The sequence below is a fragment of the Kocuria rhizophila DC2201 genome, assembly GCF_000010285.1.
Taxonomy (GTDB): Bacteria; Actinomycetota; Actinomycetes; order Actinomycetales; family Micrococcaceae; genus Kocuria; species Kocuria rhizophila_A.
On sequence record NC_010617.1, the window covers coordinates 1,072,613 to 1,099,574 of the forward strand.

A 26,962-nucleotide genomic window follows, 5' to 3' on the forward strand; every position below is an offset into this window, starting at 1 on the left:
ATGGCCGAGCTCATCGTGGAAATCGTCGCCCTGGATCGCAAGATCTGGGCGGGTGCCGCGCGGCTGGTCCGTGTGCGCACCACCGAGGGCGACATCGGCATCATGCCCGGTCACGAGTCCATGGCCGGTCTGCTCAAGCCGGGCGAGTTCGCGATCGACCGCGTGGACGGGGACCGGCTCGGCGGCCGGATCGACTCCGGACTCGTGTCGGTGGACGACAACCGCGTGACGGTGGTGGCCGACAAGGTCACCCTGGACGCGGAGCAGCGGTCCGCCTGATCCGCAACCGCCAGGTCGACGTCGACCCCCGTGCCCCGCTGGGGTGCGGGGGTCGTCGCCGTTCGGCCACCCTGTGACGGGGTGCGTGGACGCCACGCCCGCCGGAGCACGGCAGGAGGGGCGCCACCGCGCCCGAGGAGGAAACGTGGAAGAGACGATCGAGGTTCACGGACCCACGGTGGTCCAGGGGCGGCTGCCCGTGTACGGGGCCAAGAACAGTGTGCTCAAGCTCATGGCCGCGGCCCTGCTCGCCCCGGGCTGCTCCACCATCACCAACGTCCCGGAGATCCAGGACGTCACCGTGATGGCGGAGCTGCTGCGCCGGCTGGGCTGCGACGTGCACTACGACGCCGCCGGGCGAACCGTGGCGATCGACGTCCCCGAGGAGCTGGGTCACCAGGCCGACTACGACCTCGTGCGCGCCATGCGTGCCTCGATCTCCGTGTTGGGTCCGCTGATGGCCCGCTGCCGGCGTGCGGAGGTCGCGCTGCCGGGCGGCGACGCGATCGGCACCCGCGGTCTGGACATGCACCGTGCGGGGCTCGAGGCCATGGGCGCGACACTGAGCATCGAGCGGGGGTTCCTGCGCGCGAGCGCCCCCGGCGGACTCGTGGGCGCCACCTACCGCCTCGGCTATCCGTCCGTCGGTGCCACCGAGAACCTCATGACGGCGGCCACCACGGCGCGGGGGGTCACCGTTCTGGAGAACGTGGCGCGTGAGCCCGAGATCGTGGACATCGGGCGCATGCTCCAGGCCATGGGTGCCAGGATCGACGGGCTGGGCACCACCACGCTGACCATCACGGGCGTGTCAGCCCTGCACCCGGTGACGCACCGGACCGTGGCGGATCGCATCGTGGCCGGCACGTGGGCGTTCGCGGCCGCCGTCACGGGCGGGACGGTGGAGATCGCCGGAGCGGAGCCGGAGCACATGGCCGTGGTGCTGGACAAGCTGCGCGCGGCCGGCTGCGAGATCACCACGGGGCAGGGGGTACTCACGGTCAGGGGACCCGAGCGGCCGCGGGCGATCAACGTGTCCACGCTGCCGTACCCGGGCTTCCCCACGGATCTGCAGCCGTTCGTGGTGGCCCTCAACGCGGTGGCGGAGGGGTCCGGGATCATCACCGAGAACGTGTTCGAGGCCCGCTGGGGCTTCACCGCGGAGCTGGAACGGCTCGGGGCCAGGGTGCACCTGGACGGCCACCACGCCCGGGTGGACGGCGTGCCCGCTCGCACTCTCTCGGGCGCTCCCGTCGAGGCCATGGACATCCGCGCCGGAGCGGCCCTGGTGATCGCGGGCATGGCCGCGGAGGGCACCACGGAGGTCTCCGGGGTGGAGCACATCGACCGGGGCTACGAGCACTTCGTGGAGAACCTCTCCGCCGCCGGGGTGGCCGTCCAGCGCAGGGTCAGCGCGGGCCGCGGCTGAGCTGCGGAGGGACCACCCGCTGCCGACCGCGCGCGTTGCGGAACGCCCTTGCGCCCGTGAGCAGGGGAGCGGGGAGGTGCTGGCCGTGACATGCGGAAGGCCCCGCCACCCATGGGGTGGCGGGGCCTTCCGGGTCCGAGGGGACTGTCAGATGACGGTCACACCGGTGGCCTGGGGGCCCTTCTGGCCCTGGCCGATCTCGAACTCGACGCGCTGGTTCTCCTCGAGCGTGCGGAAGCCACCCGACTGGATTTCGCTGTAGTGGACGAAGACGTCGCCGTCAGCGTCGTCCGGCGTGATGAAGCCGAAGCCCTTCTCTGCGTTGAACCACTTAACGGTGCCCTGAGCCATAATGGGGCATCTCCTTCTGGAGTATGTAGTGCGTGCACACGGTTGTGCACCTGAACTGGTACCGCGAGAAGGCTGTGGATGCGGCTCACGATGTGTTGTGCCACAGCGCCAGTCAGAACTTCACGCTCGCTACCATTCCTGCGAGCATGTCAAACATGAAGCGAGAACATCACAAGCATCACACACCGGCGGTCGAGGGTCAACAGTCCTCAGGGCGCTGAGCACAACTGTGACGTGGCTCCCGAGGGGCTCCCGTGCCTGCACGGACGCGCAGGAGACAGCATGCCCTCGGCGGGGCTCGGCTGGTGACGGCGACGACGATCCCGTGCCGCGGTCGCGCCACGGCGGGGGGCCCGGGCGGTGTCAGAAGAGCCGGGACTGGGTGTCCACGTTGCCGCGCATCTCGTCGTAGTCCAGGCTGAGGCACTCGATCCCGCGGTCCCGGGCGAGGGTGCGGGCCTGGGGCTTGATCTGTTGGGCGGCAAAGACTCCGCGCACCGGACGCAGCAGCGGGTCCCGGTTGAGCAGCTCCAGGTAGCGGGTCAGCTGCTCCACCCCGTCGATGTCACCGCGGCGCTTGAGCTCCACGGCCACGGTGGCGCCGTTGGCGTCACGCGCGAGGATGTCCACCGGTCCGATGGTGGTGGGGTACTCACGGCGCACCAGGGAGAAGCCCTCCCCGAGCAGCGTGATCTGCTCCGCGAGCAGCCGTTGCAGATCGGCTTCCACGCCGTCCTTGATGAGCCCGGGGTCCGCGCCGAGCTCGTGCTCGAGCCGACTGTGCACGGTCATGATGTGGATCACCAGCCGGTCGTCGGACTTGCCGGCCTGGACCTCCCACACCTCCTTGACACCGTCAGCGAGCAGCTCCTCGGAGGGCTCGCGCACGCGCAGGGTGGCGGGCGGGCTCATCCAGTTCAGCGGCTTGTAGGAGCCGCCGTCCGAATGGATCAGCACCGAGCCGTCCGCCTTGAGCATGATGAGGCGCCGTGCCAGGGGCAGGTGGGCATTGAGCCGCCCCTCGTAGCGAACGGAGCAGTCGGCAATCACTAAACGCACCCGGACAGCCTATCCGCACGGCACGCCGGCGCACCCACCAGGTCGTGTTGCCGGACGGGAGGGACCCCATCACCCGCTACCGCGGTGTGCGCCGGCGTGCCCACCGGGACGGTACGTGGCGCACCCACCGCGGCGTGCTGCCGAACGGGAGGCACCCCATCACCCGCCACCGCGGTGTACACCGGTGTGCACACCCGTACGGCGGGCACCGGCTCACCCCGCCCGCGTGAGACGCGCGCCCGTGCAGCACTCACGGTCTCGCCCGCTCGCGGGACAGGTGCGGCTGCGGGGCGCGGGACCGGGCGCGGCGGCGTCGTCGTGGGCCGGCGTCAGCGGGCGTCCTGGCGGGGGACGAAGACCTCCCGGACCAGGAGCAGCCCCGCGGCGGCGGTGGGGATGGCGATCAGCGCACCCAGGACGCCCCAGAGCGCGCCGCCGGCCGCCACGGCCACGATGGCCACGGCGCCGGGCACGGCCACGGCCCTGGACATGATCCGCGGGGAGATCACGTAGGCCTCCACCTGCAGGTAGGCGAAGTAGCCCAGGGCGTAGGGCACCACCGTGTTCCACCCGCCGAGGGTGGCCACGAGGCTCACGAAGACCCCCGCGATCACCCCGCCCACCAGCGGGATGAACGCGAGCAGGGCCACGAAGAGCACCAGGAGGGAGGCGTAGGGGACTCCGGTGATGCTCATGAGGATGAAGGCCACCGTGGCGTTGAGCAGCGCCACGCAGGCTTGGCCCATCACGTAGTTGCCCACGCCGTTGATCATCCTGTCCCCGAGGTGGGTGACCCGGGCGCGCTTGCTGGCCGGGGCCAGGCGGTAGCACCACGCCTTGATGGTGGGCCACGAGAAGAGGAAGTACAGCGTCAGGGCCATCACGATCAGCGTCCCCGTGACGCCGTTGAGCACCACCCCGCCCACGTTCACCACGGAGCCGAACATCCCGCCCAGGAAGTTCTCGTCGGAGGCGAGCCTCTCCTGCAGGCCGCTGGCGCCCTTCTGCACCGAGGCGGCGATGTCGAAGCGGTCGTTGAGCGCGTGGTAGAGGTCGGAGTGCATGAAACTGTCCACGAACTCGGGGACCCGGGCCGCGAACTGCTGGGCCTGCTCCACCATCCGCGGCACCACCACCAGGATGAAGGTGGTCAGGGCCAGGGCCAGGGCGAGGATCACCGCGGCCGCGGCCAGGGCACGGGGCATGCCCTTGGACTCGAGCCAGCGCACGAGGGGATCGAGGCCCAGCGAGATGAACGCCGCGGTCACGATCCACCCCACGAGCCCGCCCACGTTGGTCAGCACGTAGTAGCCGAGCAGTGCGAAACCCACGCCCACGGTCAGGAGGAACCCGGTCTGCACCGGGTGGGCCTTCGCGGGGACCGGGTGGTCCCACGGGGCGCGCGGCTGCCCGGTCCCGTCCTCACGCGGTTCGGGTGGAACCTCGAACTTGCGGCGGGAGGGGCGGAAGCGCGCGGGCTGCTTGTGCTGGGAACCGGGGCTGGTGCTCACGCCGGAAGCGTACAACGCCTGCCGGGTGGAGGATCCCCACGGCGTGGTGCCCATAATGGCAGCAGCACGAATGCCCGGGCGTCAGCGCCCGGCAGCCAGCCCACGACGCCCCACACCGGTGCCCGGGTGGGGCCACAGGAGGTACACATGAGCGAGTTCCCCCGTTCCCCGCAGCCCCGCCCGACGTCCGCCGGTCCCGGTGCGGGCTCCCCGACCGGGGCTCCCGGCTCGGGCCGGACGGACGCCGAGCCGAGCGTTCCCGCGTCCGTGCGCGGTGCCGTGGACCTGGGCGCCGCGACCGCCCCGGCCGGGGGCACCGGGGGCGACGCCGCGGCGTCGGGCTCCGGGGCGGGTGCCGGCAGCTACCGCGTGGCGCTGAGCACCGCCACCTTCCAGCAGTACGCCGAGGCGTCCGCGTCCTACCCCGTGGTGGTGGTGCTGCACGCGCCGCAGAGCCCCGAGTCCGAGCAGTTCGCGGACACCGTGGCCGCGGTGGTGGACGAGTTCGCGGGCAAGCTGCTGCTGGGCACGGTGGACGTCTCCGCCGAACCCCAGATCGCGCAGGCCTTCCAGGCCCAGACCGTGCCCACCATGGTCGCCCTGCTGGGTGGGCGCGTGGTGCCGCTGGTCAACTCCACGGTGCCCGAGCAGCAGGTGCGGGAGCTGCTCACGGAGCTCGTGGCGCTCGCGCAGCAGAACGGGGTGACCGGCACCGCGGAACCCACCTCCCAGGCCGAGCCGGCGCCCCTGCCGCCGCTGCACCAGGAGGCGCTGGAGAAGCTCGAGGCCGGTGACCTGGACGGCGCGGAGGCCAGCTACAACCGGGCCCTGGCCGAGAACCCGGGGGACCACGACGCCAAGCTCGCCCTCGCCCAGGTGCATCTGCTGCAGCGCGTCAGCGCCATGGACGCCACTGCGGTGCGCGAGGCCGCGGCGTCGAACCCCTCCGATGTCGCGGCCGCGCTCGACGTCGCGGACCTGGACCTCTCGGGCGGTCACGTGGAGGACGCCTTCCGGCGGCTGCTCACCGTGGTGCGCACCACGGCCGGGGAGGACAAGGACGCCGCCCGGGCCCGCCTGGTGGACCTCTTCGACGTGGTGGGCGCCGACGATCCCCGCGTGGTCGCGGCGCGCTCGCAGCTCATGCGCGCGCTGTTCTGATCCGGGCCGCGTCCCGGCCGGCGGCTCGGCCCCGAGCGTGGCGCAACATGGCGCGGCGCCCGTGCGCGCCGGTTAGCGTGGGGCCATGAGCATCCCACCGAACGGACCCACGACGCCGCGCCGCGAGCCCGCTGCGGACGCCGCGCCCCCGGCCGAGACCCAGGCCCCACGAGACGGCACGGCGCCCGCGCCGTGGTCACCTCAGGACCACGACGCCGCGGGGTCGGACACCACACCGCGCCCGGCTGCCGGGGTCCCCGGGAGCGGGGCAGCGGCCACGGGTGCCGCGGCACTCGTGCTGCGGGAGCTCACCAAGATCTACGGGCACGGAGCCCGGCCCGCGGCGGACCGCGTGGACCTCACCGTGCCGCGCGGCTCGTTCTACGGCCTGGTGGGGCGCAACGGTGCGGGCAAGACCACCACGCTGTCCATGGCCACCGGCCTGCTGCGCCCCACCTCCGGGCAGGTGCTCGTGGGAGGCGGCAGCCGGGACGAGCTCGCGGACGTGTGGCGTGACCCCGTCACGGCCAAGCGCCGCATGGGCGTGCTCCCGGACGGGGCCCACCTCTTCGACCGGCTCACGGGCCGCCAGCTCGTGGCCTACTCGGGTCTGCTGCGCGGCATGGACCGCCAGCTCGTCAAGGAACGCACCGAGGACCTGATCACCGCGATGGACCTGCAGGACGCCGCTGGGCGCCAGGTGCAGGACTACTCCGCCGGCATGACCAAGAAGATCGCCCTGGCTGCGGCCATGATCCACGCGCCCAGCCTGCTGGTGCTGGACGAGCCGTTCGAGTCCGTGGACCCGGTCTCCGCCGCCAACATCCGCTCCCTGCTGCACCAGTACACGCAGTCCGGCGGCACCGTGGTGGTCTCCAGCCACGTGATGGACCTGGTGCAGCGCATGTGCGACCACGTGGCCGTGATGGACCAAGGGCGTGTGCTCGCCCAGGGGACCATGGAGCAGGTCTGCGACGGCATGTCCCTGGAGGACCGTTTCGTGTCCTTCGTGGGCGGCCGCACCGAGGCGGGGGAGGGGCTGCAGTGGCTTCGACCGGAGTGAACCAGACCCCCGGCGGTGCGCTGCCGGAGCCGTCGGCGCACGGCCGTGACGGCACGGCTGCCGTGCCGGGCGGCATCGACCCCGGGACCCGCGCTCCCGCGGCGGCCCACGGCACGGCCGTGCCCGGTGGGGCGGCCGACCGGCCCTTCGCGCCCGAGCGGCAGGAACCCGTGCCCGACGCCGCCGTCCCCGCCTCCGTGCGCCCCGCGCCGTCCGGGCAGGAGCACGTGAGCCACCGCTTGCGCGTGCTCGAGGAGGCGCGGCGGCTCGCGGGGCTGAAGTGGCACATCCTCGTCAACACGCTGACCCGCAGCACGTGGATCCTGGTGGGCACCGTCCTGGGAGGGCTCTACGCCCTGTCCATCCTGGCCATGCTGCTGGGTGGGATGTTCTTCCTGGGGTCCGAGCCACTGGAGGTGGTGACCGCGGCGTCCGTCCTGGGTGGCACCACCGTGCTGCTGGGCTGGTGGGTGGTGCCCGTGCTCACCTCCAAGGCTGATGCCACGCTGGACCCCGCCCGGCTGGGCCTGTTCCCGCTGAGCACCCCGGGGGTGCTGGCCGGTCAGGTGGTCGGCGCGGTCATCGGGATTCCCGGGATCCTCACGGTCATCGCGCTGGTCGGGTGGCTGTTCTGCTGGCGTTCCTCCCTGCCCGCCGTGGTCGCCGCCGCGCTGTGCGCGGCCCTGGCGGCGCTGCTGGCGTTCACGGGGGCGCGCTGCGCCGCCGCGCTGGCGGCTCGGCTGGCCAAGGGACGGCGTTCCACCGAGATCGTCTCGGTGCTCAGCCTGCTCCTCGTCGTGCTGCTGGCCCCGATCATCACGTCGGTGGCCACCGGCGTGGAGCGCGTGTGGGACAGGCTGCCCGGCTGGGCCGCGGTGCTGTCCTGGACGCCGCTCGGCGCGGTCTGGGCCGTCCCGGGTGACGTTGCCCAGGGGCACTGGGGCGCCGCCCTGCTCCGCCTCCTCATCGTGCTGGCCACCCTCGTGGCGCTCGCGGTCGCGGCGCGGTTCGCGCTGGACCGGGCACTGGGCGACGCCGCCGGGGGTGCCGCGCGCGCCACGGGCAGGTCCGTGGTGGGCATGGGTCTGCTCGACCGCTTCCCGTCCGCTCCGTGGGGCGCGGTCGCGGCGCGGTGTCTGACCTACTGGCTCAGGGACCCCCGGTACTCGGCGTCCCTGCTCATGGTTCCGGCCATGGGCGCGGCGCTCTGGTTCATGAGCGGTGAGGGGGGAACCGCCATGTGGCTGCTGCCCCCTCTGGTCGCCCTGCTGATGTCCTACTCGATCTCGGCGGACATCTCCTACGACAACACCGCGTTCAGCCTGCACCTGCTGGCCCCGGTGCCCGGGTGGGCCGACCGCCTGGGACGCGTGGTGGCCATGCTGATCGTGACCACGCCACTGCTGCTGATCGTCACCGGGCTGTGGCTGGCCCGGGTGCAGCGCTGGGACGCGTTGCCGGCGATGCTCGGTGTCTGCCTCGCGCTGCTGCTGTGCGGGGCGGGGCTGGTCTCGGTGGTCTCCGCGCGCTACACGTACCCCACGCCGCCGCCGGGGGCCTCGCCGCTGAAGACTCCGCAGGGCTTCACGCTGCTGAACCTCGTGGTGCAGTTCGTCACCATGGGGCTCATCATGGTGCTCGCGCTGCCCTCGATCGTCGCGCTGTTCGTGTTCCTCGGCTCGGGTGCCGCGCTGTGGGGCTGGATCGCCGTGGCGGTGGCCCTCGCGGAGGGCGCGGCGCTGCTGTGGATCGGTGTGCGCCTGGGCGGGAAGTGGCTGGATGCCCGCGGGCCGGAGATGCTGCAGGAGGTCGCGGGCTACCGCTGAGCCGGGATCGGGGAAGGGGCTCACGGGGTACAGTGGTGGACATGGACACCACCGAAGCCCAGCACGTCGGGGGCCCCTTCTCGCGGTCCTCCCGGGTGCTGAACAGCACCGAGTCAGGCACGGAGACCGTGGGGGGAACCGCCACGATCGAGCGGGAGGAGACCCGCCAGTTCGCGGAACCCGGTGACCACGAGCGGTTCGCCCACTACGTCCGCAAGGAGAAGATCATGGAGTCGGCGCTGTCCGGCGAACCCGTGATCGCCCTGTGCGGCAAGGTGTGGACCCCCGGTCGCGATCCCCAGCGCTTCCCGGTGTGCCCGGAGTGCAAGGAGATCTACCAGGGTCTGCGCCCCGGCAAGGACCAGCCCGAGAACTGACAGCACCACCGCAGCACCCCCGTCCCGCCCCGCGGGACACCGGCGGCGCCCGCGCAGCGGGCGCCGTTGCCGTGCCGGGCGACGGCGCTGCGGACTGCACCGCGCGACGGCACGGGCCCGTTCTTCGACGCCGGTGATCGGCACCTCGCGCCTGACCCGGCCGCGGTGCGCGTGCCGGCACGGGAAGTCGACACCGGCTTCGGACGTCGGCACCACTCGAGCGATCCCCGGGAACTGCGCCGCGGCGGCGTCGTCGGGCGAGGGGTGCCGAGGACGGGCGACAGGACCGGGGAAGTGCGGAACGGGCGCGGGGCAACCCCTGCCCGCGGACCCGACCGGGCGGCGTCGTCCGCAAGAACTCTGGAGAAACGGTGGAAACGCGCGCCACAGCGCGCGGAGAGGACGAGCACCACGTGTCTGAGAACGACCAGATGTCCCTGTTCGGGGCGGCGGCCGACCTGCCTCCGGCGTACCCGGATCGAGCGGCGTGGGGCACTGCCCCCAAGCTGCGTGCCTGGCAGGCGGAGGCCATCCAGCGCTACGAGCAGGCGCAGCCGCGGGACTTCATGGCCGTGGCGACCCCCGGCGCCGGCAAGACCACCTTCGCGCTCACCGTGGCCAAGAAGCTGCACGACGCCGGTGTGGTCCAGCGCGTGACCGTGGTGACCCCCACCGAGCACCTGAAACGGCAGTGGGCGGACGCCGCCGCTCGCGTGGGGCTCGCCATCGACCCCAACTTCAAGAACGCGGACGGCCAGCACGGGCGGGGCTACATGGGTGCGGCGGTGACGTACGCCCAGGTGGCGAACAAGCCGCTGCTGCACCGGGCCCGGACCGAGGCCGGACGCACGCTGGTGATCATGGACGAGATCCACCACGCGGGTGACGCGCTGTCCTGGGGTGACGGGCTGCGCGAGGCCTTCGAGCCGGCCACCCGTCGGCTCGCGCTCACGGGTACGCCCTTCCGCTCGGACACCTCGCCCATTCCGTTCGTGCGCTACGAGGAGGACGGGGACGGCATCCGCCGCTCCACGGCCGACTACACGTACGGCTACGGCAACGCGCTGCAGGACCACGTGGTGCGCCCCGTGATCTTCATGGCCTACTCGGGGCAGATGCGGTGGCGGACCTCGGCGGGTGAGGAGATGGCCGCGCAGCTGGGGGAGGGCTTCACTAAGGACATCACGTCCCACGCGTGGCGCACGGCCCTGGACCCGCAGGGCCAGTGGATCCCGTCCGTTCTGCGCGCCGCGGACCAGCGCCTGACCCAGGTGCGCCGCACCGTGCCGGATGCGGGGGCGCTCGTGATCGCGACCGACCACCAGGACGCCAAGGCCTACGCCGAGCAGCTGCACGCGCTCACGGGGGAGCGGCCCACCGTGGTGCTCTCCGACGACAAGGCCGCCTCGAACAAGATTGACCAGTTCTCGGAGTCGGACAAGCGCTGGATGGTGGCCGTGCGCATGGTCTCCGAGGGGGTGGACGTGCCCCGCCTCGCGGTGGGGGTCTACGCGACGTCCACGTCCACGCCGCTGTTCTTCGCCCAGGCCGTGGGCCGCTTCGTGCGCGCCCGCAAGCGCGGGGAGACCGCGTCGGTGTTCCTGCCGTCGGTGCCCGTGCTCATGGCGCTCGCCAACTCCATGGAGGAGGAGCGGGACCACGCGCTGGACAAGCCCAAGAGCGTGCCCGACGTCGTGGACTTCGACCAGCCCATGGAGACCGGCTGGGACGACGACCTGCTGGAGGAGGCCAACCGTGAGGAGCGTGCCTCGTCCGCGCTCGCGCAGGGCAACTTCCAGGCCCTGGACTCGGACGCGTCCTTTCACGGTGTGCTCTTCGACGGCGGCGCGTTCGGCGGCGGCGCGGCCGTGGGCTCGGAGGAGGAGGCCGAGTACCTCGGGATCCCCGGCCTGCTGGATCCCGAGCAGGTCTCCGAGCTGCTGCGGGAGCGCCAGTCGCGCTCGGCCCAGCGGCAGGGCGGCGGCACGGCCCCCGAGCAGCCCCCGGTCCCGGACCACCGGCGGCTCAAGGACCTGCGGGCCCAGCTGTCCAAGAACGTCTCGGCGTGGTCCGCGCGCACGGGCACACCGCACGGCGTGATCCACAACGAGCTGCGCACCAAGTGCGGCGGTCCGCCCGTCGCGCAGGCCTCGGAGGAGCAGCTCAACGCGCGTCTCGCGATGCTGCAGCGCTGGTTCATCGGCCGCAAGTAGCGCCCGGGGCGCGGCGCCGCTCGGGACTGCTTCCCGAACCGGGCCGGCTCCCCTCCCACACCGAGCTGCAGCCCACGGGGCCGCGCCCGGCGGGGAGACGTCAGGGCAGGTCGGTGAGGACCTCCACCCCCACGTCCTCCAGCTCCGCGACGGCGCGCTCGCCGCCCTCCTCGGACACGGGTGCCGTGAGAGGCAACAGCAGCCGGGTCTCGTAGCCGGCGTCCACCGCGTCGCGTGCGGTGGCCAGCACGCAGTGGTCCAGGGCGAGCCCCACCACGTCCACGGCCTCGACGTCGCGCTCGCGGAGCCAGTCGTCGAGGCTCACGCGGTCCTCGTCCGCGGCCTCCTCGGGCTCTCCCATGGGGACGTCCACGTCCGGGGCGGACAATCCCTCGAAACCCGAGTAGGCGGCGTCGTACGCGCCCTTGCGGAAGAACTCGGTGACGTGCTCGGTGTCGAGGTCCGGGTGGGTCTCCGCGCCCGGGGTGTCCGCCACGCAGTGGACGGGCCAGCTCGTGACCCAGTCCGGGGTGTCGCTGAAGTGCTCTCCCGGGTCCACGTGCCAGTCCTGCGTGGCCGCGACCGCGGCGTAGTCCGCGTGGTGGTCCTCGAGGTACTCGGAGATCCCCGCGGCCACCGCGGCGCCCCCGGCGACGGCCAGGCTGCCGCCCTCACAGAAGTCGTTCTGGACGTCCACGATCAGCAGTGCAGTGCGCACGGTGTCCTCCCTGCTCAGTGTGCGGTTCCGGGTTCGATCACGGTGGGGATCACGGGCTCGCCCTCGGAGAGCCGACGGGCGGCGCGGGGCAGCTCGGCCACGGAGGCCGCATGGCGCTCGCGCGCCCTGCGCACGCCGGCCGGGCCCGTGAAGCCCTCGCGCAGCTCCCCGCCGGTGACGTAGTCCACGAGCAGGGGGCGGTCGTCGCCGTCGTCCTGGGGCGTGTGGGACACGCCCACGATCTCGTGCGTGGCCACGCCCTGCGGATTGCGACGCCGCAGCGCGTGCTTCTCGCCGCCCACCGACGCCTTCCCGGAGGAGGCCTTCGCCACGGGTTCCATGGTGCCGGAGACGCCCTCGCGCGAGACGAGCTTGTAGACCATCGAGGAGGTGGGCGCCCCCGATCCCGTGACCAGGCGGGTGCCCACGCCGTAGGAGTCCACGGGGGCGGCGCGCAGCGCGGCGATCGCGTACTCGTCCAGGTCGCTCGTGACCGTGATGCGGGTGTTGGGGTTGCCGAGCTTGTCCAGCAGAGCGCGCACGGAGGCCGCCTGGGTCACCAGGTCGCCCGAGTCCAGGCGCACGCCGCCCAGGTCCGGGCCCGCGATCTCGACGGCCAGACGGACGGCCCGTTCGACGTCGTACGTGTCCACCAGCAGCGTGGTGGACACGCCCAGGGCGTCGAGCTGCGCGCGGAAGGCCTGCTCCTCGGAGTCGTGCAGCAGCGTGAAGGAGTGGGCGGCCGTGCCCACGGTCCGCACGCCGTAGCGGAAGCCCGCCTCCAGGTTGGAGGTGGACTCGAAGCCCGCGACCACGGCGGCACGGGCGGCCGCGACCGCCGCCTGCTCGTGGGCACGGCGCGACCCCATCTCGATGCACGGCCGGTCACCCGCGGCACCCACCATGCGCGAGGCGGCGGAGGCCACGGCGGAGTCGAAGTTGAGCACGGAGAGGATGTAGGTCTCCAGCACGCACGCCTCGGCGAAGGAGGACTCGACGCTCAGCAGCGGGGAGTGCGGGAAGTAGGTCTCGCCCTCCGCGTAGCCGCGGATCTGGCCCGTGAAGCGGAAGTTCTCCAGGTACGCCACCGTGGCGGCGTCCACCACGCGGGTGTCACGCAGGAAGCGCAGCTGCTCGTCCGTGAAGCGGAACTGCTCCAGGCCCTCCAGGACGCGCCCCACCCCGGCGAGGACCCCGTAGCGGCGGCCGTGCGGCAGGCGGCGGGAGAAGACCTCGAACACGCTGCGCCGGGACGCCGTGCCCGCGCGCAGCGCGGCCTGCAGCATCGTGAGCTCGTAGTGGTCCGTCAACAGGGACGTGGGCTGTGGGTGCCAGGAGGAGTGCTCGTTCACGCTGCCAGCCTAGTGCGCCGTTCACGGTGAGCACATCCGCGCGACCCACGGCTACCATGGGTGCGATGTCCACTTCTGCTGCTCCGGCCCCCGTCCTCGCGCCCGGCGTCCTGGTGAGCGCGGCCCCTGCGGAGTCCCCCACGGTGGCCCGCGAGGACCAGGCGGCCACCGCCATGAACGTCCCGTGGAACGTGGTGGTCTGGGACGACCCCGTGAACCTCATGAGCTACGTGGTCTACGTGTTCCGGGCGCACTTCGGCTACTCGGACGCCAAGGCCCGCACCCTCATGCTCGAGGTCCACCACAGCGGCCGCTCGATCGTGTTCACCGGCTCCCTGGAGGAAGCCGAGGCCCACGTGAGCTCGCTGCACGGGTACGGACTGTGGGCCACGTACGAGAAGGCGGGGGAGAACTGATGGCGCACGGTTTCAAGCGCACGCGCAAGGGCATCGTGGGCCGCTTCGAGGCACCCGAGGTGCGGCTGCTGCAGAAGCTGTTCGCGGACGTGGGGGAGACCCTCGAGCCCGAGCCCCGGCAGACGGAGGACCCCCTGGAAGCGCTCGTCGGGTGGGACGAGGACGTCCCCGAGCCGCAGGACCCGGCGCTGCGCAGGCTGCTGCCCGCGGCGTCGTCGGACCCGGAGCAGGCCGCCGAGTTCCGCCGGCTCACCGACCGCTCGCTGCGCGAACGCAAGATGGCGGCGCTGCGGGCCTCGTCCCTCGCGCTCGAGGCCGAGCCCGTCGTGCTGAGCACCGAGCAGGCGCAGGACTTCGCGCGCTCGCTCAACGACGTCCGCCTGGTGCTTGCCGCGCGGCTGGGCATCGACTCCACCGAGGACGCCGAACGGGTGGGCGAGCTCACGGACTTCGGGCGGGCCGAGTCCGTGGAGCAGTACATGGGCGTGGTGTACAACTTCGTGTCCTGGCTGCAGGAGTCCCTGATGAACGCGCTGCTGAAGACCCTGCCCGGCGCGTGAGCCGTACGCACCGGCACAGTTCGTCTCATGTGGGCGGGTGGCGCCGGGACGCACTACAGTTTTCCGTTATGCAGGCTGAGCCCGAACGTCGCCCCGGACCGAATCCCAACTCGCCCATCGGCGTGTTCGACTCGGGTGTGGGCGGGCTCACGGTGGCCCGGTCCATCATCGACCAGCTGCCCAACGAGGAGATCCTCTACGTGGGGGACACCGCGAACGGACCCTACGGCCCCCTGCCCATCGCGCAGGTGCGCTCGAACGCGCTGCGGATCATGGACGACCTCGTGGACTCCGGCGTCAAGCTGCTGGTGATCGCGTGCAACACGGCCTCGGCGGCGGTGCTTCGGGACGCCCGTGAGCGCTACACGCGCGGGTACAGCATCCCCGTGACCGAGGTGATCCAGCCCGCTGTGCGACGCGCCGTGGCCACCACGCGCTCCGGACGCGTGGGGGTGATCGGCACCGAGGCCACCATCGGCTCCCGGGCCTACAACGACACCTTCGCGGCGGCCCCGCAGCTGGAGATCACGTCCGTGGCGTGCCCCGCCTTCGTGGAGTACGTGGAACGGGGTGTGACCTCCGGGCCCGAGCTGCTGAGCACCGCCCAGGAGTATCTGCAGCCCCTCAAGGACGCCCAGGTGGACACCCTGGTGCTCGGCTGCACCCACTACCCGCTGCTCACGGCCGTGATCTCCTACGTGATGGGCGAGAGCGTGAACCTGGTCTCCTCCGCCGAGGAGACCGCCCGCGACGTCTACCGCAGCCTGCTGGACAACGGCCTCGAGCGGGACCCGTCCCTGGCGCCCCACCACGAGTTCCTCGCCACGGGGGACCCGGCGAGCTTCGAGGTCCTGGCCCAGCGCTTCCTGGGACCGGAGGTGCTGCGCGTGCGCCACACCTCCTCCGTGGCCGAGCAGTACCCCACGGGCTCCCTCTCGACGATCCACCCGGCTCAGCGCTGAGCCGGCAGCAGAAAGGCGCGATCCCATGATCCTCACCGTGGTCGGCAACTCGGGCAGCTTCCCGGGCCCGAGCTCCCCGGCGTCCTGCTACCTGGTGTCGGGCCAGGACGCGGAGGGGCGCACGTGGCGGATCGTGCTGGACATGGGCAACGGAGCCCTGGGCACGCTCCAGCGCTACATCGACCTGCACGCGATCGACGCGATCATGCTCTCCCACCTGCACCCGGACCACTGCGTGGACGTGGGAGGACTCCACGTGGCGGTCAAGTGGGATCCCCGAGGCTGGAACGCCGGGACCATACCCCTTTACGGGCCCTCCGCGACGCACACCTACCTCAACCAGCTGCACATGCTGCCCCCCGAGCACTCGATGGCCACGGAGTTCGACTTCCACGTGTGGCAGCCGGGCCGGCCCGTGACGGTGGGCCCCTTCACGGTCGCCGCGTTCCCGGTGAACCACCCCTGCCCCGAGCCGTTCGCGCTGCGCGTGGAGTACCACGGGCCGCACGGCACCGAGGTGCTCACGTACTCCGGGGACACCGACTCGTGCGACGAGCTGGTGGCCGCGGCGCGGGACGCGGACGTGTTCCTGTGCGAGGCGGCCTACGAGGAGGGCCGGGAGGACCACCTGCGCGGGATCCACCTCACCGGCCGACGCGCGGGGGAGGCCGCCACCGCGGCACACGTGCGGCGCCTGCTGCTGACCCACCTGCCCGTGTGGAACGACCCCGAGGTCACGGCGGGGGAGGCCGCCGAGGTGTTCGCGGGGCCCGTGTCCGTGGCCCTGCCCGGCAGGAGCTACGACGTCGCCGGGCCGACCGATCGTTCGTTCGATGCGTTGGCACGGGCCGGAACCGCGGACTAGTCTGGCACCCATGACTTCGCCTACCGATCCGGCACGATCCACCGCGAACCCCACGGGCGAGGGCGGCACCGCATCACCCGCCGTGGTGCGGGCCGATGGACGCTCCGTCGCGGAGCTGCGGCCCATCACGATCACCCGCGGCTGGTCCGAGCAGGCGGAGGGCTCCGCGCTGATCGAGTTCGGAGGCACCCGCGTGCTGTGCACCGCTTCGCTCACGGAGGGCGTGCCCCGCTGGCTCAAGGGCGAGGGGCGCGGCTGGGTCACCGCGGAGTACGCGATGCTCCCGCGCGCCACGTCCACCCGCTCCGCCCGCGAGTCCGTCAAGGGCAAGATCGGCGGGCGCACCCACGAGATCTCCCGGCTGATCGGGCGCTCGCTGCGCTCCATCATCGACCTCGAGGCCCTCGGTGAGAACACCGTGGTGCTCGACTGCGACGTCCTGCAGGCCGACGGCGGCACCCGTACCGCCTCCATCACCGGCGCCTACGTGGCGCTTGCCGAGGCCATCAACTGGGCCCACGACAACGGCGTGCTCAAGCGCCGCGTGAACCCCCTGACCGACTCCGTGGCGGCGGTCTCCGTGGGCATCATCGACGGTGTCCCCATGCTGGACCTGCCGTACGTGGAGGACGTCCGCGCCGAGACCGACATGAACGTGGTGGTCACGGGTTCGGGCGACTTCGTGGAGGTCCAGGGCACCGCGGAGGGCGCCCCGTTCCGCCGCGACGAGCTCGACGCGCTGCTCGACCTCGCGGTCGCGGGCTGCTCCCAGCTCGCGCAGATCCAGCGGGAGACCCTGGAGAGCACCCGTGGCCGGTGACACGCCCGGCGCGCGGGTGGTGCTTGCCACGCACAACCAGGGCAAGGTCCGCGAGCTGCGGGCCATGCTCGCGGCGGCCGGCATCACCGATCCCGCCGCGGTGGTGGACGCGGGCGCGGCCGGCCTGGGCGACGTCGTCGAGACTGGGGTGACCTTCGCCGAGAACGCGCTGCTCAAGGCCCGCGCCGCGGCGGCCGCGACCGGTCTGGTGGCGCTCGCCGACGACTCCGGGCTCGCCGTGGACGTGATGGGCGGCTCCCCGGGGATCTTCTCCGCGCGCTGGTCCGGTCGCCACGGCGACGACGCCGCCAACCTGGCCCTGCTGCTCGCCCAGCTCGGCGACGTGGCGCCCGAGCACCGGTCCGCGCGCTTCGTGTGCGCCGCGGCGCTCGCGGCCCCGGACGGCACCGAGCACGTGGTCACGGGCGAGCTGCCCGGCCACATCCTCACCGCCCCGGCGGGGGAGAACGGCTTCGGCTACGACCCCGTCTTCGCCCCGGAGGGGGAGAACGGGCGCAGCCTCGCGCAGCTGGACGCCGAGCACAAGAACCGGATCAGCCACCGGGCCCGGGCCATGGCAGCGGCCCTGCCGCCGCTGCTCGACCTGCTGCACGCGTCCGGCAGCGGCCACGCGGGCGCCCCGCTCGAACCGGAGTCCGAGGTCTGACCCATGACGTTCGCCTGCGGATACCTCCCGTTCGCCCGAGCCGTGGAAGCGGTCCTGGCGGAGGCCGGTGTCAGCGTGGAGCGCTCGGAGTGGGAGCTGCACGCGGGCGGGTCCGCGCACATCGTGGTCAACGCCGGGCACATGATGAGCGTGCGGATTGCCAAGAACCCCATGTCGGGGGAGAACGTCAGGCGCCGCACACGCGCACTGTCCCGCCTGCCGGAGTTCGACTTCGCGGTGCCCCGCCCCCTGACTCCCGTGATCCAGGACGGGCGCTACACCGCGGTGGGCATGACGTGGATCCCCGGGGCACCCCGGGATCCCGGCCCCGTGGACCCCGCGCAGCTGCACCGGGTGCTCGAGCAGATCCGCCACGCGGACGCATCAGCGGCCGAGCCATGGCTGGACCGCCCCGGTCAGCACTGGGGCGGGCACCGGCGGCGCCACGTGCTGCTGGAGCAGGTGCTGCCCCGGCTGCTGCCCCGCAACCGGGACCGCGCCCTGCACGCCATCCAGGACCTCGTGGCGCTGGAGAACGTGACGCCGCGGCTCGTGCACGGTGACCTGATGGGCTCCAACATGCTGTGGCAGGGGGATCACCTGGTCGGGGTGATCGACTGGGACCACGCGTGCCTGAGCGATCCCGCCTACGACGTCGCGTCCCTGGGTCTGTGGTTCGGCTGGCCCAGCGTGCGTGCGGCCACCGACGAGGAGTGCTTCGAGCGCGCCCGGCTGCACGCCAGGATCTTCCCGCTGCAGGCCGTGGCGTACGCGCTGCACCACGAGCTCGACACCGCGCAGGTCCGCCAGGCCGTGGAGAAGGCGGACGCGTGGTACGAGACCCGGGCGGTCGCCGTCGCGTGAGGCCCGGTGCCCGTGTCGGACCCCGTCCCTAGGGTGGACACGTGCCTGTCAGCTTCACCGCCATCGACTTCGAGACCGCCAACCGCAGCCTCGCCTCCGCGTGCGCCCTGGGCGTGGTGCGGGTGCGGGACGGGCAGGTGGTCGACACCAGGTACTCCCTCATCCGGCCGCCGGCCGGCCACGACGCCTTCGAACCCGGCAACGTCCGGATCCACGGCATCCGGCCCGCCGAGGTCACGCACGCACCCACGTTCGACAGGCTGTGGGACTGGATGTGCGAGAACATCACGCCAGAGGACCCCGACGCCGTGCTCGTCGCGCACAACGCTGTGTTCGACACCGGCGTGGTCAAGGCCGCCAACCGCGCGTGCGGTCGGGACCCGAGGCCGTGGGACTACGCCTGCACGCTGCGCCTCGCGCGCGCGGCGTACACGCTGCGCTCCTATGCCCTGCCCTCGGCCTCCCGGGCGGCGGGCGCGGAGGTCGAGGACCACCACAACGCCCTCAGCGACGCGCTGGCGTGCGCGGGCATCGTCCTGGACCTCGCCCGGCGCAGCGGGGCGGACACGATGCCGGATCTCGCCGCCCACTACGGTGTGCGCCTCCAACGGGCGCTGCTGTGACGCGCCCGATCTGATCCGGAACCACGCGCAGCGCAGGGGCTGCCGCGGCCGCACCTCAGCGGTGCGTGCTCCCGTGCGGGGTCACGGCCGCCAGAGTGAGAGCCAGGTCTCGGCCAGCGTGAGGAGCTCGGAGCGGGTGGCGAGTGCCACCGGGGCCTGCGCGGACTCCCCGGGAGCCTCGAGTCCCCAGCGCGCGGCCGCCACGGTGGTGGTCACGGCCCGCGCGGCTGCCTGGACCGTGTCGTCCCCGGGCAGCATGTCGGAGGCGCACCGGGCGACGTCGTCCCCGGAGTCCTGCGCCGTGGCGTCCGTGCCAGCGGCCGCTTCGAGCAGGGCGGCCAGTCCGCGCACGAGGGCGGTGGACGCGGCGTGCTCCGGTGCGGGGGCCGGTTCTGCGGGGTCCAGCAGCGCGCGGCGTGACCCGGGGTTTGTGCACGCGTGCAGCAGGTCCAGGGTGTGCGGGGCGGGGCGGGTGAGCAGGCCGCACACGCGGGCGGTCTCGGCCACCACCTCACGCAGTTCCGCCCCCGACGCACGGGCGCGGACCGCGGCGTGGACCGCCAGCGCCATGCCCACCGCGGCGGTCTGGGCCTCCGGGCTGCCGTGGGTGATGGCCGCGGAATCGACCGCGAGGGCCACGAGAGGCTTCCAGCCGATGCCCGGCAGCACACCGTAGGGGGCGGTGCGGGCCAGGAGCTCGGGGCTGCCGGCGAGCGGCAGCACGGGCCGCATGACCTCGCCCAGAGCGCCGGTGGTCAGCGCATCGAACGTGTCCCCGCCGTGCTCACCCGGCGCGGCGAGAGTGGGGTGCTCCCGGTCGAAGCCGTCGGACGGTGGGTGGGGTGCATCCTCTGGCAGCCGCGCGCCGTTCTCGACCGCCCAGCGCAGGTACGCCAACCACGCACACGCGGTGGGATCGGCGTTCTGCCCGTCCGCGGCCCAGCGGGCCACCTCGTTCAGTGCGCTGACCGTGCGGGCGGCCAGTTGGGTGGACTGGTCGGGCCCCGGACCACCGGAGGCCACCCAGGGGGCCAGGACCACGCCGCGCACCGACCCCGGATAGGAGTCCGACGCCGCGTCCAGCCCGTGGTCTCGGTCCAGCAGTTCGGTGGGGTGCTCACGTGTCATGGGCCCAGTCTAGGAAGCCCGCGGGCCGGGGGTGGCCACGGCTAGAGACGGCACGGCCGGGGACGGCACGGGTCAGCGGGTCGAGCCCGGGCAGCCCACGCCCGAGGGGTTGATCCTGCAGTCGTCCGCCACGTTGTGCACGGTGGCCCGCCACACGCTCAGCCCCACGGGGGGCGAGGTGACCTGGTTGTAGCCCATGACCGGCTGCCACCCGGTGTCGGCGATGTTGTACTCGCCGTAGAACGAGGTGGTCAGCACCACGGAGAAGTCACCGGTGGAGCGGTACACGTGCGACGTGTCGGTGGGAACGTCCCACTGACCGTCGGCCAGGGGAGCGCCCGTCAGCGGAGTGGGGCCCAGGGTGGCCCCGTCGCCGTAGTTCCAGGTGTACTGCACGGGGTAGGCGCGCACGGACACGGGGTACCCGCCCAGGGTGGTGGTGAACGTCTGGGGCTGGGCCACCGCGTACACGTTGGTGTTCATGTTCTTGAGGGTGTCGGGTGCGGGTTGCACGTGGCTCTCCGCGGGCGCCACCGCCAGCCGCTGGAAGTCCTGGATGGTGAAGACGGGCAGGGACACGAAGCCGTCCTCCCCGGCGCCGTCCGCCTGCGCGTTGGACACGCACATCTGCGTGCCGCGTGCCGATCGCTGACCGTCCGAGGCCCCGCCCACCACGATGTCCATGTTCACGCCGGCCGCACCGGAATCGTCTGTGCACTCCTGCTGGGAGCGGCACCCGCGCAGGGCGGCGCCCTTCTCACCCGTGCACGGGTCCTGCAGGCCGTACGTGGTCCGGTTCTTGGCCGTGTCCATGAGGCGGGCGTTGAAGAAGATGGAGTCGTCATTCGACATCAGGGCATTCCGCAGAGCGCGCTGAAAATCTGGATCGGTATCGGGGTTCCATGTGTCAGAAGCAGAGCCAGATTGGCCGCCAGTGCGACCTGCAGGACCTCCGATTCCTGCAGTACCTCCATTAGGATGCACCGTTTTACTGAGGGAAATTGAAATATCGGAGCCGCTTGCTTGTGCATCGGAAGTTGCGAGACCGGCTTCGTCACCCTGACCCCATCCGTCTGCGGAGTCAGCTGCGCTCGCGGGACTCTGCATCGTGAATGCAGCTAGAAATAAAATTGATGCAACCGCAATAAGCGCGCATGTTTTTGTGTACCACTGGGAGTAAATCACAATGAGCCCCGAGGAGAGGCCGTTACATAGATCCAGTTCCCGCCGCTGTAAATGAGCGAAGTGTCTAGAATTTTATCACTTTCATATGGGGCTTGCCGACTTGCGGTTTTCCCATGATCCACAACCAGGAACCCTGCACTTTTTGCATTCACTGGCATCGTGTACTCGCCTGTCGTGCGTTTCACGAACGTGCCGGGGAGGATGGTTGCAGACTCGGACCCTCCAGCCATCCAAGACCCGGACTTATATATTTCCTCAATGCGTCCGTATTGGGCGGAGCATCGATCACACGTCGTCGATGTGAGCTCTCGAATAATGCTCGTGTCGCCAGTCTGGATGGAGTACCACTGCGCATCCGCCCGGTAGTTCAGGAACGCCTGCGCGCCGGCCTCTGTCTCCTGCGCGGCCTCCTTGGGCATCACCGGTTTCGGCACGTTGCGGGCGGGATGCTCCAGGGTGGCGGGTTCGTAGTCGTCCGGGACCTTCTGGCCCGTCGCGAGAACGGTGGGCTCCTGGGGGCGCCAGTCCTCGGGCAGCGGGGACGACGATCCCGTGGTGGAGGCGCTGGCAGAGGCGGGTGGGGTGCTGGGCGAGGCGGCGTCGTCGTGCGAGGAAGCGCTGGACGCGGTGGGCTGGGGGGAGGCGGAGCCGTCCGCCGCGGGGCCACCCCCGCAGCCACTCAGCGTGAGTGCCGCGACTCCGGCGACCACCAGGGCGCGTGCCCCCACTCGTGCGGACCGTGCATGCTGCATGTGCCGTGAACTCCCTGCGTCGCGGACCCGGTGTGATGCACCGGACATTTCCCAGAGCATAGAGCGGGAACGCTCGCCTCAGGGGGCGCATTCACGCAATTGTGGACAACGGAGAACATGCACATGCATGACGCCAGGTCAGCGGGGTGCCGACCGCGCGACCACCGCGGAGAATTCATCATGTTTCAGGCGCCCACGCCCTGGAAACGATGCATAATCATGGACTTGGGGGGGGCGTTGCCCTCACGGCCCGGCGTCCGATCTGCACCGGGTGCCGATCCGCTCGTGGATGTCCGAGGGCCCCGTTACGGTGAGCCCATGCTGATGCTGCACACCTCCGACTGGCACCTGGGACGCACGTTCCACGGGGTCGACATCCTGGACGTCCAGGCTCGGGCCATGACGGAGATCGTCGCGTGGGTCCGTGAGTACGACGTCTCGGTGGTGCTCGTCTCCGGGGACGTCTACGACCGTGCCCAGCCCCGCACGGAGGTGGTGGAGCTGCTCAACCGCACACTGGGTGAGATCCGTGAGGCCGGGGCCCAGGTGGTCCTCACGAGCGGCAACCACGACTCCCCGGCCCGTCTCGGCTTCGGGTCGCAGATCATGTCCCATGGCGGCGTCCACCTGCTGACCACACTTGAGGACGCATGGCGGCCGGCGCTGTTCACGCAGCGCGACGGTCGGCTCACGGTGTCCCGGGGCGCAGTGCCGGCGGGAGAGCCCTCCGCCGGTTCCCCCGTCGCCGCCGCGGAGGACACCACGGTGGCCGTCTACGGCATCCCCTACCTAGAACCGCGCGCCGCCGCGCCCCTCCTGGACTGTGCACCCACCCACCAGGGTGTCCTGGGTGCGGTGACGGCGCGGATCGACGACGCCCGCAACCGTCCCGGGGTCCCCACCGTGGTGATGGCCCACGCCTTCGTCACGGGCGCCGAGCCCACCGACTCGGAGCGGGTGGTCGACTCGGGCGGACTGGGCACGGCGTCCGCGGAGATTTTCGCGGGACACGACTACACCGCCCTGGGCCACCTGCACCGACGGCAGCGCGTCATCGAGACCGTGCGCTACAGCGGATCGCCCGTGGCCTACTCGTTCTCGGAGGCGGAGCACTCCAAGGGTGCGTGGCTCGTGGACGTGCGGTCCGACGGCGTGCACGGGGTGACGCCCCTGGACCATGCGTCCGGGATGCGCCTGGCCCGGCTCAGGGGACAGCTCGACGCGCTGCTGACGGAGCCGGAGCACACCCGTGCCCAGGACGCCTGGTGCCAGGTGGTGCTCACGGACGCCGAACGCCCCGCCGCGGCCATGGAACGGGTCCGCACCCGGTTCCCCCACACCGTGGAGCTGCGCTGGGAACCGGAGGGAAGCCGGGCCGCCACCCCGCTGGGCTACAGCGCACGAGTCGCCGGTGTCGCCAGCCCGGGGGAGCTGTGCGCCCGGTTCTACGACCACGTCCGGGGCCGGTCGCTCTCGCCGTCCGAGGCCGCCGAGCTGGACGACGCGGTGGCGGCCGTGTGCGAGAAGGGAGCCGGGCGATGAGACTGCACCGGATGGAGATCACGGCGTTCGGGCCGTTCGCCGGCCAGGAGGTCGTGGACTTCGAGGGGCTCAACCGCGCCGGGGTGTTCCTGCTCAACGGGGAGACGGGTTCCGGCAAGACCAGCGTGCTGGACGCGATCTGCTTCGCGCTCTACGGAACGGGACCCACCACGGCGGCCAAGGGCGGACGCAAGGCCCAGCACAGCGACCACGCCGACCCCCACACCGGGCCACGGGTGGACGTCGAGTTCTCGGCCGGGGGTCGCCGCTGGCACGTGAGCCGCACGCCCGCGTGGCGAGAGCCCTCCTCGCGCGCCGCCTCGGGATGGACCGAACGCCACGCCACCGTGCTGCTGCGCGAGTCGGTCGAGGGCCAGTGGATGGAGCGTGGCTACCGGCCGGACGACGTGGGGCAGCAGATCCACCACGCGATCGGGCTGGACCGCGAGCAGTTCACCCAGGTCATGATGCTGCCCCAGGGCCGTTTCGCCCGTTTCCTGCAGGCCGGGTCCAAGGAACGGGAGGAGCTGCTGGAAACCCTCTTCGGCACCGATGTGTACGCCGGGATCCAGGACGAGCTCAAGGCCCGGGCGGATCACGCCAAGCAGCAGCTGCGGGACGCGGGCGCCGAGGCGCAGCGCACCGAGGAGCTGCTGGAACGCTTCCGCGCCAGGCTGCTCGCGGCCGTGGAGGAGCTGCCCGCTCGAGCCCAGGACGAGGTCGAGGGGACCCCGGTGGCGTCGTGGGCGCCGCGGGAACAGGCGGTGGACGAGACCGGGCCATCGGACGGGCCCGCGCAGTGGACGGACCCCACGGGGGAGACCCCGAGCGCCACGGGCAATGAGGACGACGGCCGCGGTCCGGAGGATGCCCGCGACGTCACTGCCCGGTGGGCGGACCTCGCCGGGGCCGGTGGTGCGCTCGTGGACGCGGTGGACCGCGCTCGTCAGCGAGCCGCCGAGGAGTTCACGGTGGCCCAGCGCAGGGCCGCTGGGCTCGAGGCCGCGCGGGAACGGCTGGACCACTTCGACAGCCTCACCCGACGGCGCGAAAAACTGTCCGAGGAGCACGAGCGCGCGCAGGACGCCGCCCGCACGCTGCAGGAGCACGACGCCGCGCACCAGCTCCAGGACGTCGTCCAGGCCTCTCGCACGGCCACCCGGGAGGAGACGGAGGCGGCGCAGCGCGTCAGCGATCTCCGCACCGAACTCGCCCCGCAGAGCCCGCCGGGGCGCTCCGGCCGCCAGGTGCTGGCGGAGCACGCCCCGCTGCTGGACGAGCAGCTGGCGGCGAGGGCGTTCTCGGCGTCGTTGCGCGATGCCGCCGTGGCCGCGCGGGAGGCGGCCCGCCGGGCCGTCGAACGGGCCGGGGCCCTGGAGCGGGACCGGGCCGACATGGAGCGCGAGACCCGGCACCTGCAGCAGCTGGAGGGGGCGGAGCAGCAGCTGCGGGAGCGGATGGAGGGCGAACGCGTGGCCCTCGCCGAACGGGAGCACGACCTGGAGCAGCTGCGCTCGGACACCAGGGACGAAGCCCTCGTGCGAGAGCGGGCCCGCAGTGCACGGGCCGCGGTGGAGGCGAGCCGGGACTACGAGCACGCCAGGGCCACGGCGGAGCAGCGGGGCCGGGACTACGAGCGGGACGAGACCGCCCGCCGGGAGGCCGCCCGTCACGTGGAGGGGCTGGAGGCGCTGCGCTTCGAGCACGCGGCCTCGGCACTGGCCGAGGAGCTGGCACCGGGGGCACCGTGCCCGGTGTGCGGTTCCACGTGCCACCCCGAACCGGCCACCGCGGCTCCGGGTGACGAGGTCACGGTGGCGGACCTGGAGCGTGCCCGGGCCGCACGGGACGCCGCACAGGACACTGCGGATGCCTCCCACGCCACGTGGCAGCGGGCCCAGCACGCCGCCGCCGAGGCCCTGGGACGCGGGGCGGAGGAGGATCTCGACGCCGTGGTGGAACGCGCACGGCGGGCCGCCGAGGAGGAGACCGAGCTCGTCGCGCGGCTCGAGCGGGCGGAGCGCATCGCCCGCGCGGTCGCCTCGGGGCGCGAGACGCTCGCCGAGGTGGAGGAACGTGCTGCGAGCACGAGTGCCGAGGCCGCCAGCGCACGGATCCGGGTGGACGCGGCGGCACAGCACTGCGACCGTGAGCGCGAGCAGCTCGCGCAGAGCCTGCGAGGCTTCAGGGACGCCCCGCGGTTCCTGGAGCACGCCGAGCAGCTGCTGGAGCACCTCGACGCTTGGGAGAGCGCCCACAGGGCGCACGAGCAGGCCCGGGAGCACGCCCGACTCAGCACGCACGCTCTGGAACGCGCGGTGTCCGCCTCACCGTTCGACGGCGCGGCGGACGTCTCCCGCGCACTGCTGGAACCGGGGGAGGCCCGGGAGCTCCGGACCTGGTGGGAGGCCCACGAGCGGGATGCCGCCGCCCTCGACGCCGAGCTCGCCACGGAGGAGATGCGCCGCGCCGCGGCCCTCGACGGGCCGGAACGCGAGGAACTCTCCGACGCCGCCCTGTCCCGCGCGGCCCTCGCGCGCGACGATCTGGACATGCTGCGTGACCGGCTCACCCGGCAGCTCGGGGGTCTGCACGCCCTCGTCGAGGACATCACCGCCACCGCGAGCCAGATCCCGGATCAGGACGCCCGCCACCGCGGCATCCGGGAGCGCGCGGCCACGCTCGGCGGTCTCGCGGACGTGGCCACCGCCACGTCCTCCGAGAACTCCCTGCGCATGACCCTGACCTCGTTCGTGCTCGCGGCCAAGCTCGAGCAGGTGGCCGCCGTGGCCTCCGAGCACCTCAGCCGCATGTCCTCCGGTCGCTTCACCCTGGTGCACACGGACCAGACCCGGGGCGGCGGCAAGTCGGGGCTCGGCCTCGAGATCGACGACTCCTGGACCGGTGTGCGCCGCGGCACCGAGACGCTGTCCGGGGGTGAGTCCTTCTTCACCTCCCTCGCGCTGGCCCTCGCGCTCGCGGACGTGGTGCGGGCGGAGGCCGGTGGCCGGGACATCGACACGTTGTTCGTGGACGAGGGTTTCGGCTCCCTGGACGAGCAGACCCTGGAGCAGGTGCTGGAAACCCTCGACGGGCTGCGCCGTGACGGACGGGTGATCGGCGTGGTGTCCCACGTCAGCGAGATGAAGCAGCGGATCGACACGCAACTGGTCGTGACTAAGACCCCCCAGGGCTCCCACCTCGGCATCGAGGCGGACCCGTGGTCTCCCGCGTAGGCT

At 72.2% G+C, this 26,962-nt stretch carries 25 protein-coding genes; 17 read left to right on the top strand and 8 right to left on the bottom strand.

The features are described from left to right. Together KRH_RS04765 and murA are read left to right on the top strand one after the other, a co-directional pair. Positions 1-279, top strand: a complete 279-nt coding sequence (locus tag KRH_RS04765) for a F0F1 ATP synthase subunit epsilon (protein ID WP_012398053.1) — start codon at positions 1-3, stop codon at positions 277-279. Positions 280-424: 145 nt separating this feature from the next. Beyond that, positions 425-1,708: a UDP-N-acetylglucosamine 1-carboxyvinyltransferase gene (gene murA, locus KRH_RS04770; RefSeq protein ID WP_012398054.1), complete on the top strand. Its 1,284-nt coding sequence runs from the start codon at positions 425-427 to the stop codon at positions 1,706-1,708. Positions 1,709-1,855: 147 nt separating this feature from the next. Here murA and KRH_RS04775 read toward each other — a convergent pair whose 3' ends face one another. The 3 genes from KRH_RS04775 to KRH_RS04785 form a co-directional block, all read right to left on the bottom strand. Further along, positions 1,856-2,059, bottom strand: a complete 204-nt coding sequence (locus tag KRH_RS04775; RefSeq protein WP_012398055.1) for a cold-shock protein — start codon at positions 2,057-2,059, stop codon at positions 1,856-1,858. 363 nt (positions 2,060-2,422) lie between these two features. Further along, positions 2,423-3,118: an endonuclease NucS gene (gene nucS, locus KRH_RS04780; protein WP_012398056.1), complete on the bottom strand. Its 696-nt coding sequence runs from the start codon at positions 3,116-3,118 to the stop codon at positions 2,423-2,425. 329 nt (positions 3,119-3,447) lie between these two features. After that, positions 3,448-4,629 (bottom strand): AI-2E family transporter, encoded by a 1,182-nt coding sequence (locus KRH_RS04785; RefSeq protein ID WP_012398058.1) that lies wholly within the window; start codon positions 4,627-4,629, stop codon positions 3,448-3,450. A 147-nt stretch (positions 4,630-4,776) separates the two neighbouring features. Between KRH_RS04785 and KRH_RS04790 the strand changes: the two genes are divergently transcribed. From KRH_RS04790 to KRH_RS04810, 5 genes are all read left to right on the top strand, one after another. Next, a complete protein-coding gene (locus tag KRH_RS04790; RefSeq protein WP_041297334.1) occupies positions 4,777-5,790 on the top strand; it encodes a tetratricopeptide repeat protein in 1,014 nt (337 codons plus the stop codon). Between the two features lie 85 nt (positions 5,791-5,875). Beyond that, positions 5,876-6,853 carry an ABC transporter ATP-binding protein gene (locus KRH_RS04795; protein WP_012398060.1) on the top strand — a complete coding sequence of 326 codons (978 nt, stop codon included), beginning with the start codon at positions 5,876-5,878 and terminating at the stop codon, positions 6,851-6,853. Next, positions 6,835-8,679 (top strand): hypothetical protein, encoded by a 1,845-nt coding sequence (locus KRH_RS04800; protein WP_226905897.1) that lies wholly within the window; start codon positions 6,835-6,837, stop codon positions 8,677-8,679. The genes KRH_RS04795 and KRH_RS04800 overlap by 19 nt, the downstream gene beginning before the upstream one ends. 32 nt (positions 8,680-8,711) lie before the next feature. Beyond that, positions 8,712-9,056 carry a DUF3039 domain-containing protein gene (locus KRH_RS04805; protein WP_012398062.1) on the top strand — a complete coding sequence of 115 codons (345 nt, stop codon included), beginning with the start codon at positions 8,712-8,714 and terminating at the stop codon, positions 9,054-9,056. Positions 9,057-9,487: 431 nt separating this feature from the next. Further along, a complete protein-coding gene (locus KRH_RS04810; protein WP_041297556.1) occupies positions 9,488-11,269 on the top strand; it encodes a DEAD/DEAH box helicase in 1,782 nt (593 codons plus the stop codon). Between the two features lie 100 nt (positions 11,270-11,369). On the opposite strand, the gene KRH_RS04815 is transcribed toward KRH_RS04810, so the two are convergent. Continuing rightward, positions 11,370-11,987 (bottom strand): isochorismatase family protein, encoded by a 618-nt coding sequence (locus KRH_RS04815; protein ID WP_012398064.1) that lies wholly within the window; start codon positions 11,985-11,987, stop codon positions 11,370-11,372. A 14-nt stretch (positions 11,988-12,001) separates the two neighbouring features. Next, complete coding sequence (locus KRH_RS04820; protein WP_012398065.1) at positions 12,002-13,339, bottom strand: nicotinate phosphoribosyltransferase; 1,338 nt, start codon at positions 13,337-13,339, stop codon at positions 12,002-12,004. A gap of 65 nt (positions 13,340-13,404) precedes the next feature. Between KRH_RS04820 and clpS the strand changes: the two genes are divergently transcribed. From clpS to KRH_RS04860, 8 genes are all read left to right on the top strand, one after another. Next, positions 13,405-13,755, top strand: a complete 351-nt coding sequence (gene clpS, locus KRH_RS04825) for an ATP-dependent Clp protease adapter ClpS (protein WP_012398066.1) — start codon at positions 13,405-13,407, stop codon at positions 13,753-13,755. Continuing rightward, complete coding sequence (locus KRH_RS04830) at positions 13,755-14,315, top strand: DUF2017 domain-containing protein (RefSeq protein WP_012398067.1); 561 nt, start codon at positions 13,755-13,757, stop codon at positions 14,313-14,315. Before clpS ends, KRH_RS04830 begins: the two co-directional genes overlap by 1 nt. A gap of 68 nt (positions 14,316-14,383) precedes the next feature. Further along, positions 14,384-15,277, top strand: a complete 894-nt coding sequence (gene murI, locus KRH_RS04835) for a glutamate racemase (protein ID WP_012398068.1) — start codon at positions 14,384-14,386, stop codon at positions 15,275-15,277. Between the two features lie 25 nt (positions 15,278-15,302). Further along, on the top strand, positions 15,303-16,142 hold the full coding sequence (locus tag KRH_RS04840) for an MBL fold metallo-hydrolase (protein ID WP_012398069.1): 840 nt from the start codon (positions 15,303-15,305) through the stop codon (positions 16,140-16,142). A gap of 10 nt (positions 16,143-16,152) precedes the next feature. Further along, positions 16,153-16,962 (top strand): ribonuclease PH, encoded by an 810-nt coding sequence (gene rph, locus KRH_RS04845; protein WP_050738040.1) that lies wholly within the window; start codon positions 16,153-16,155, stop codon positions 16,960-16,962. Continuing rightward, positions 16,952-17,629: an RdgB/HAM1 family non-canonical purine NTP pyrophosphatase gene (gene rdgB, locus KRH_RS04850; RefSeq protein ID WP_012398071.1), complete on the top strand. Its 678-nt coding sequence runs from the start codon at positions 16,952-16,954 to the stop codon at positions 17,627-17,629. The genes rph and rdgB overlap by 11 nt, the downstream gene beginning before the upstream one ends. Before the next feature lie 3 nt (positions 17,630-17,632). Then, on the top strand, positions 17,633-18,493 hold the full coding sequence (locus tag KRH_RS04855) for a phosphotransferase family protein (protein WP_012398072.1): 861 nt from the start codon (positions 17,633-17,635) through the stop codon (positions 18,491-18,493). Between the two features lie 41 nt (positions 18,494-18,534). Further along, positions 18,535-19,116 carry a 3'-5' exonuclease gene (locus KRH_RS04860; RefSeq protein WP_012398073.1) on the top strand — a complete coding sequence of 194 codons (582 nt, stop codon included), beginning with the start codon at positions 18,535-18,537 and terminating at the stop codon, positions 19,114-19,116. 81 nt (positions 19,117-19,197) lie between these two features. Here the strand turns inward: KRH_RS04860 and KRH_RS04865 are convergent, their stop codons facing one another. From KRH_RS04865 to KRH_RS12875, 3 genes are all read right to left on the bottom strand, one after another. Continuing rightward, positions 19,198-20,244, bottom strand: a complete 1,047-nt coding sequence (locus KRH_RS04865; protein ID WP_012398074.1) for a hypothetical protein — start codon at positions 20,242-20,244, stop codon at positions 19,198-19,200. A 72-nt stretch (positions 20,245-20,316) separates the two neighbouring features. Continuing rightward, positions 20,317-21,096, bottom strand: coding sequence for a hypothetical protein (locus KRH_RS04870; RefSeq protein WP_012398075.1), 780 nt, complete (start codon positions 21,094-21,096; stop codon positions 20,317-20,319). Positions 21,097-21,425: 329 nt separating this feature from the next. After that, entirely contained in the window at positions 21,426-22,241 is an 816-nt protein-coding gene (locus KRH_RS12875; protein ID WP_012398076.1) for a DUF6318 family protein, read from the bottom strand. 258 nt (positions 22,242-22,499) lie between these two features. Between KRH_RS12875 and KRH_RS04875 the strand changes: the two genes are divergently transcribed. Next, positions 22,500-23,723: an exonuclease SbcCD subunit D gene (locus KRH_RS04875; protein ID WP_012398077.1), complete on the top strand. Its 1,224-nt coding sequence runs from the start codon at positions 22,500-22,502 to the stop codon at positions 23,721-23,723. After that, positions 23,720-26,959: an AAA family ATPase gene (locus tag KRH_RS04880; protein ID WP_012398078.1), complete on the top strand. Its 3,240-nt coding sequence runs from the start codon at positions 23,720-23,722 to the stop codon at positions 26,957-26,959. The genes KRH_RS04875 and KRH_RS04880 overlap by 4 nt, the downstream gene beginning before the upstream one ends. Positions 26,960-26,962: the final 3 nt, after the last annotated feature.

Excerpts from the sequence above, each read along its gene's own strand:
- KRH_RS04765 (WP_012398053.1), top strand. The coding sequence starts at position 1 with ATGGCCGAGCTCATCGTGGAAATCGTCGCCCTGGATCGCAAGATCTGG.
- KRH_RS04775 (WP_012398055.1), bottom strand. The coding sequence starts at position 2,059 with ATGGCTCAGGGCACCGTTAAGTGGTTCAACGCAGAGAAGGGCTTCGGC.
- KRH_RS04790 (WP_041297334.1), top strand. The coding sequence starts at position 4,777 with ATGAGCGAGTTCCCCCGTTCCCCGCAGCCCCGCCCGACGTCCGCCGGT.
- KRH_RS04795 (WP_012398060.1), top strand. The coding sequence starts at position 5,876 with ATGAGCATCCCACCGAACGGACCCACGACGCCGCGCCGCGAGCCCGCT.
- KRH_RS04810 (WP_041297556.1), top strand. The coding sequence starts at position 9,488 with ATGTCCCTGTTCGGGGCGGCGGCCGACCTGCCTCCGGCGTACCCGGAT.
- clpS (WP_012398066.1), top strand. The coding sequence starts at position 13,405 with ATGTCCACTTCTGCTGCTCCGGCCCCCGTCCTCGCGCCCGGCGTCCTG.
- KRH_RS04830 (WP_012398067.1), top strand. The coding sequence starts at position 13,755 with ATGGCGCACGGTTTCAAGCGCACGCGCAAGGGCATCGTGGGCCGCTTC.
- murI (WP_012398068.1), top strand. The coding sequence starts at position 14,384 with ATGCAGGCTGAGCCCGAACGTCGCCCCGGACCGAATCCCAACTCGCCC.
- KRH_RS04840 (WP_012398069.1), top strand. The coding sequence starts at position 15,303 with ATGATCCTCACCGTGGTCGGCAACTCGGGCAGCTTCCCGGGCCCGAGC.
- rph (WP_050738040.1), top strand. The coding sequence starts at position 16,153 with ATGACTTCGCCTACCGATCCGGCACGATCCACCGCGAACCCCACGGGC.
- KRH_RS04855 (WP_012398072.1), top strand. The coding sequence starts at position 17,633 with ATGACGTTCGCCTGCGGATACCTCCCGTTCGCCCGAGCCGTGGAAGCG.
- KRH_RS04865 (WP_012398074.1), bottom strand. The coding sequence starts at position 20,244 with ATGACACGTGAGCACCCCACCGAACTGCTGGACCGAGACCACGGGCTG.
- KRH_RS04870 (WP_012398075.1), bottom strand. The coding sequence starts at position 21,096 with ATGTCGAATGACGACTCCATCTTCTTCAACGCCCGCCTCATGGACACG.
- KRH_RS12875 (WP_012398076.1), bottom strand. The coding sequence starts at position 22,241 with ATGCTCTGGGAAATGTCCGGTGCATCACACCGGGTCCGCGACGCAGGG.
- KRH_RS04875 (WP_012398077.1), top strand. The coding sequence starts at position 22,500 with ATGCTGATGCTGCACACCTCCGACTGGCACCTGGGACGCACGTTCCAC.
- KRH_RS04880 (WP_012398078.1), top strand. The coding sequence starts at position 23,720 with ATGAGACTGCACCGGATGGAGATCACGGCGTTCGGGCCGTTCGCCGGC.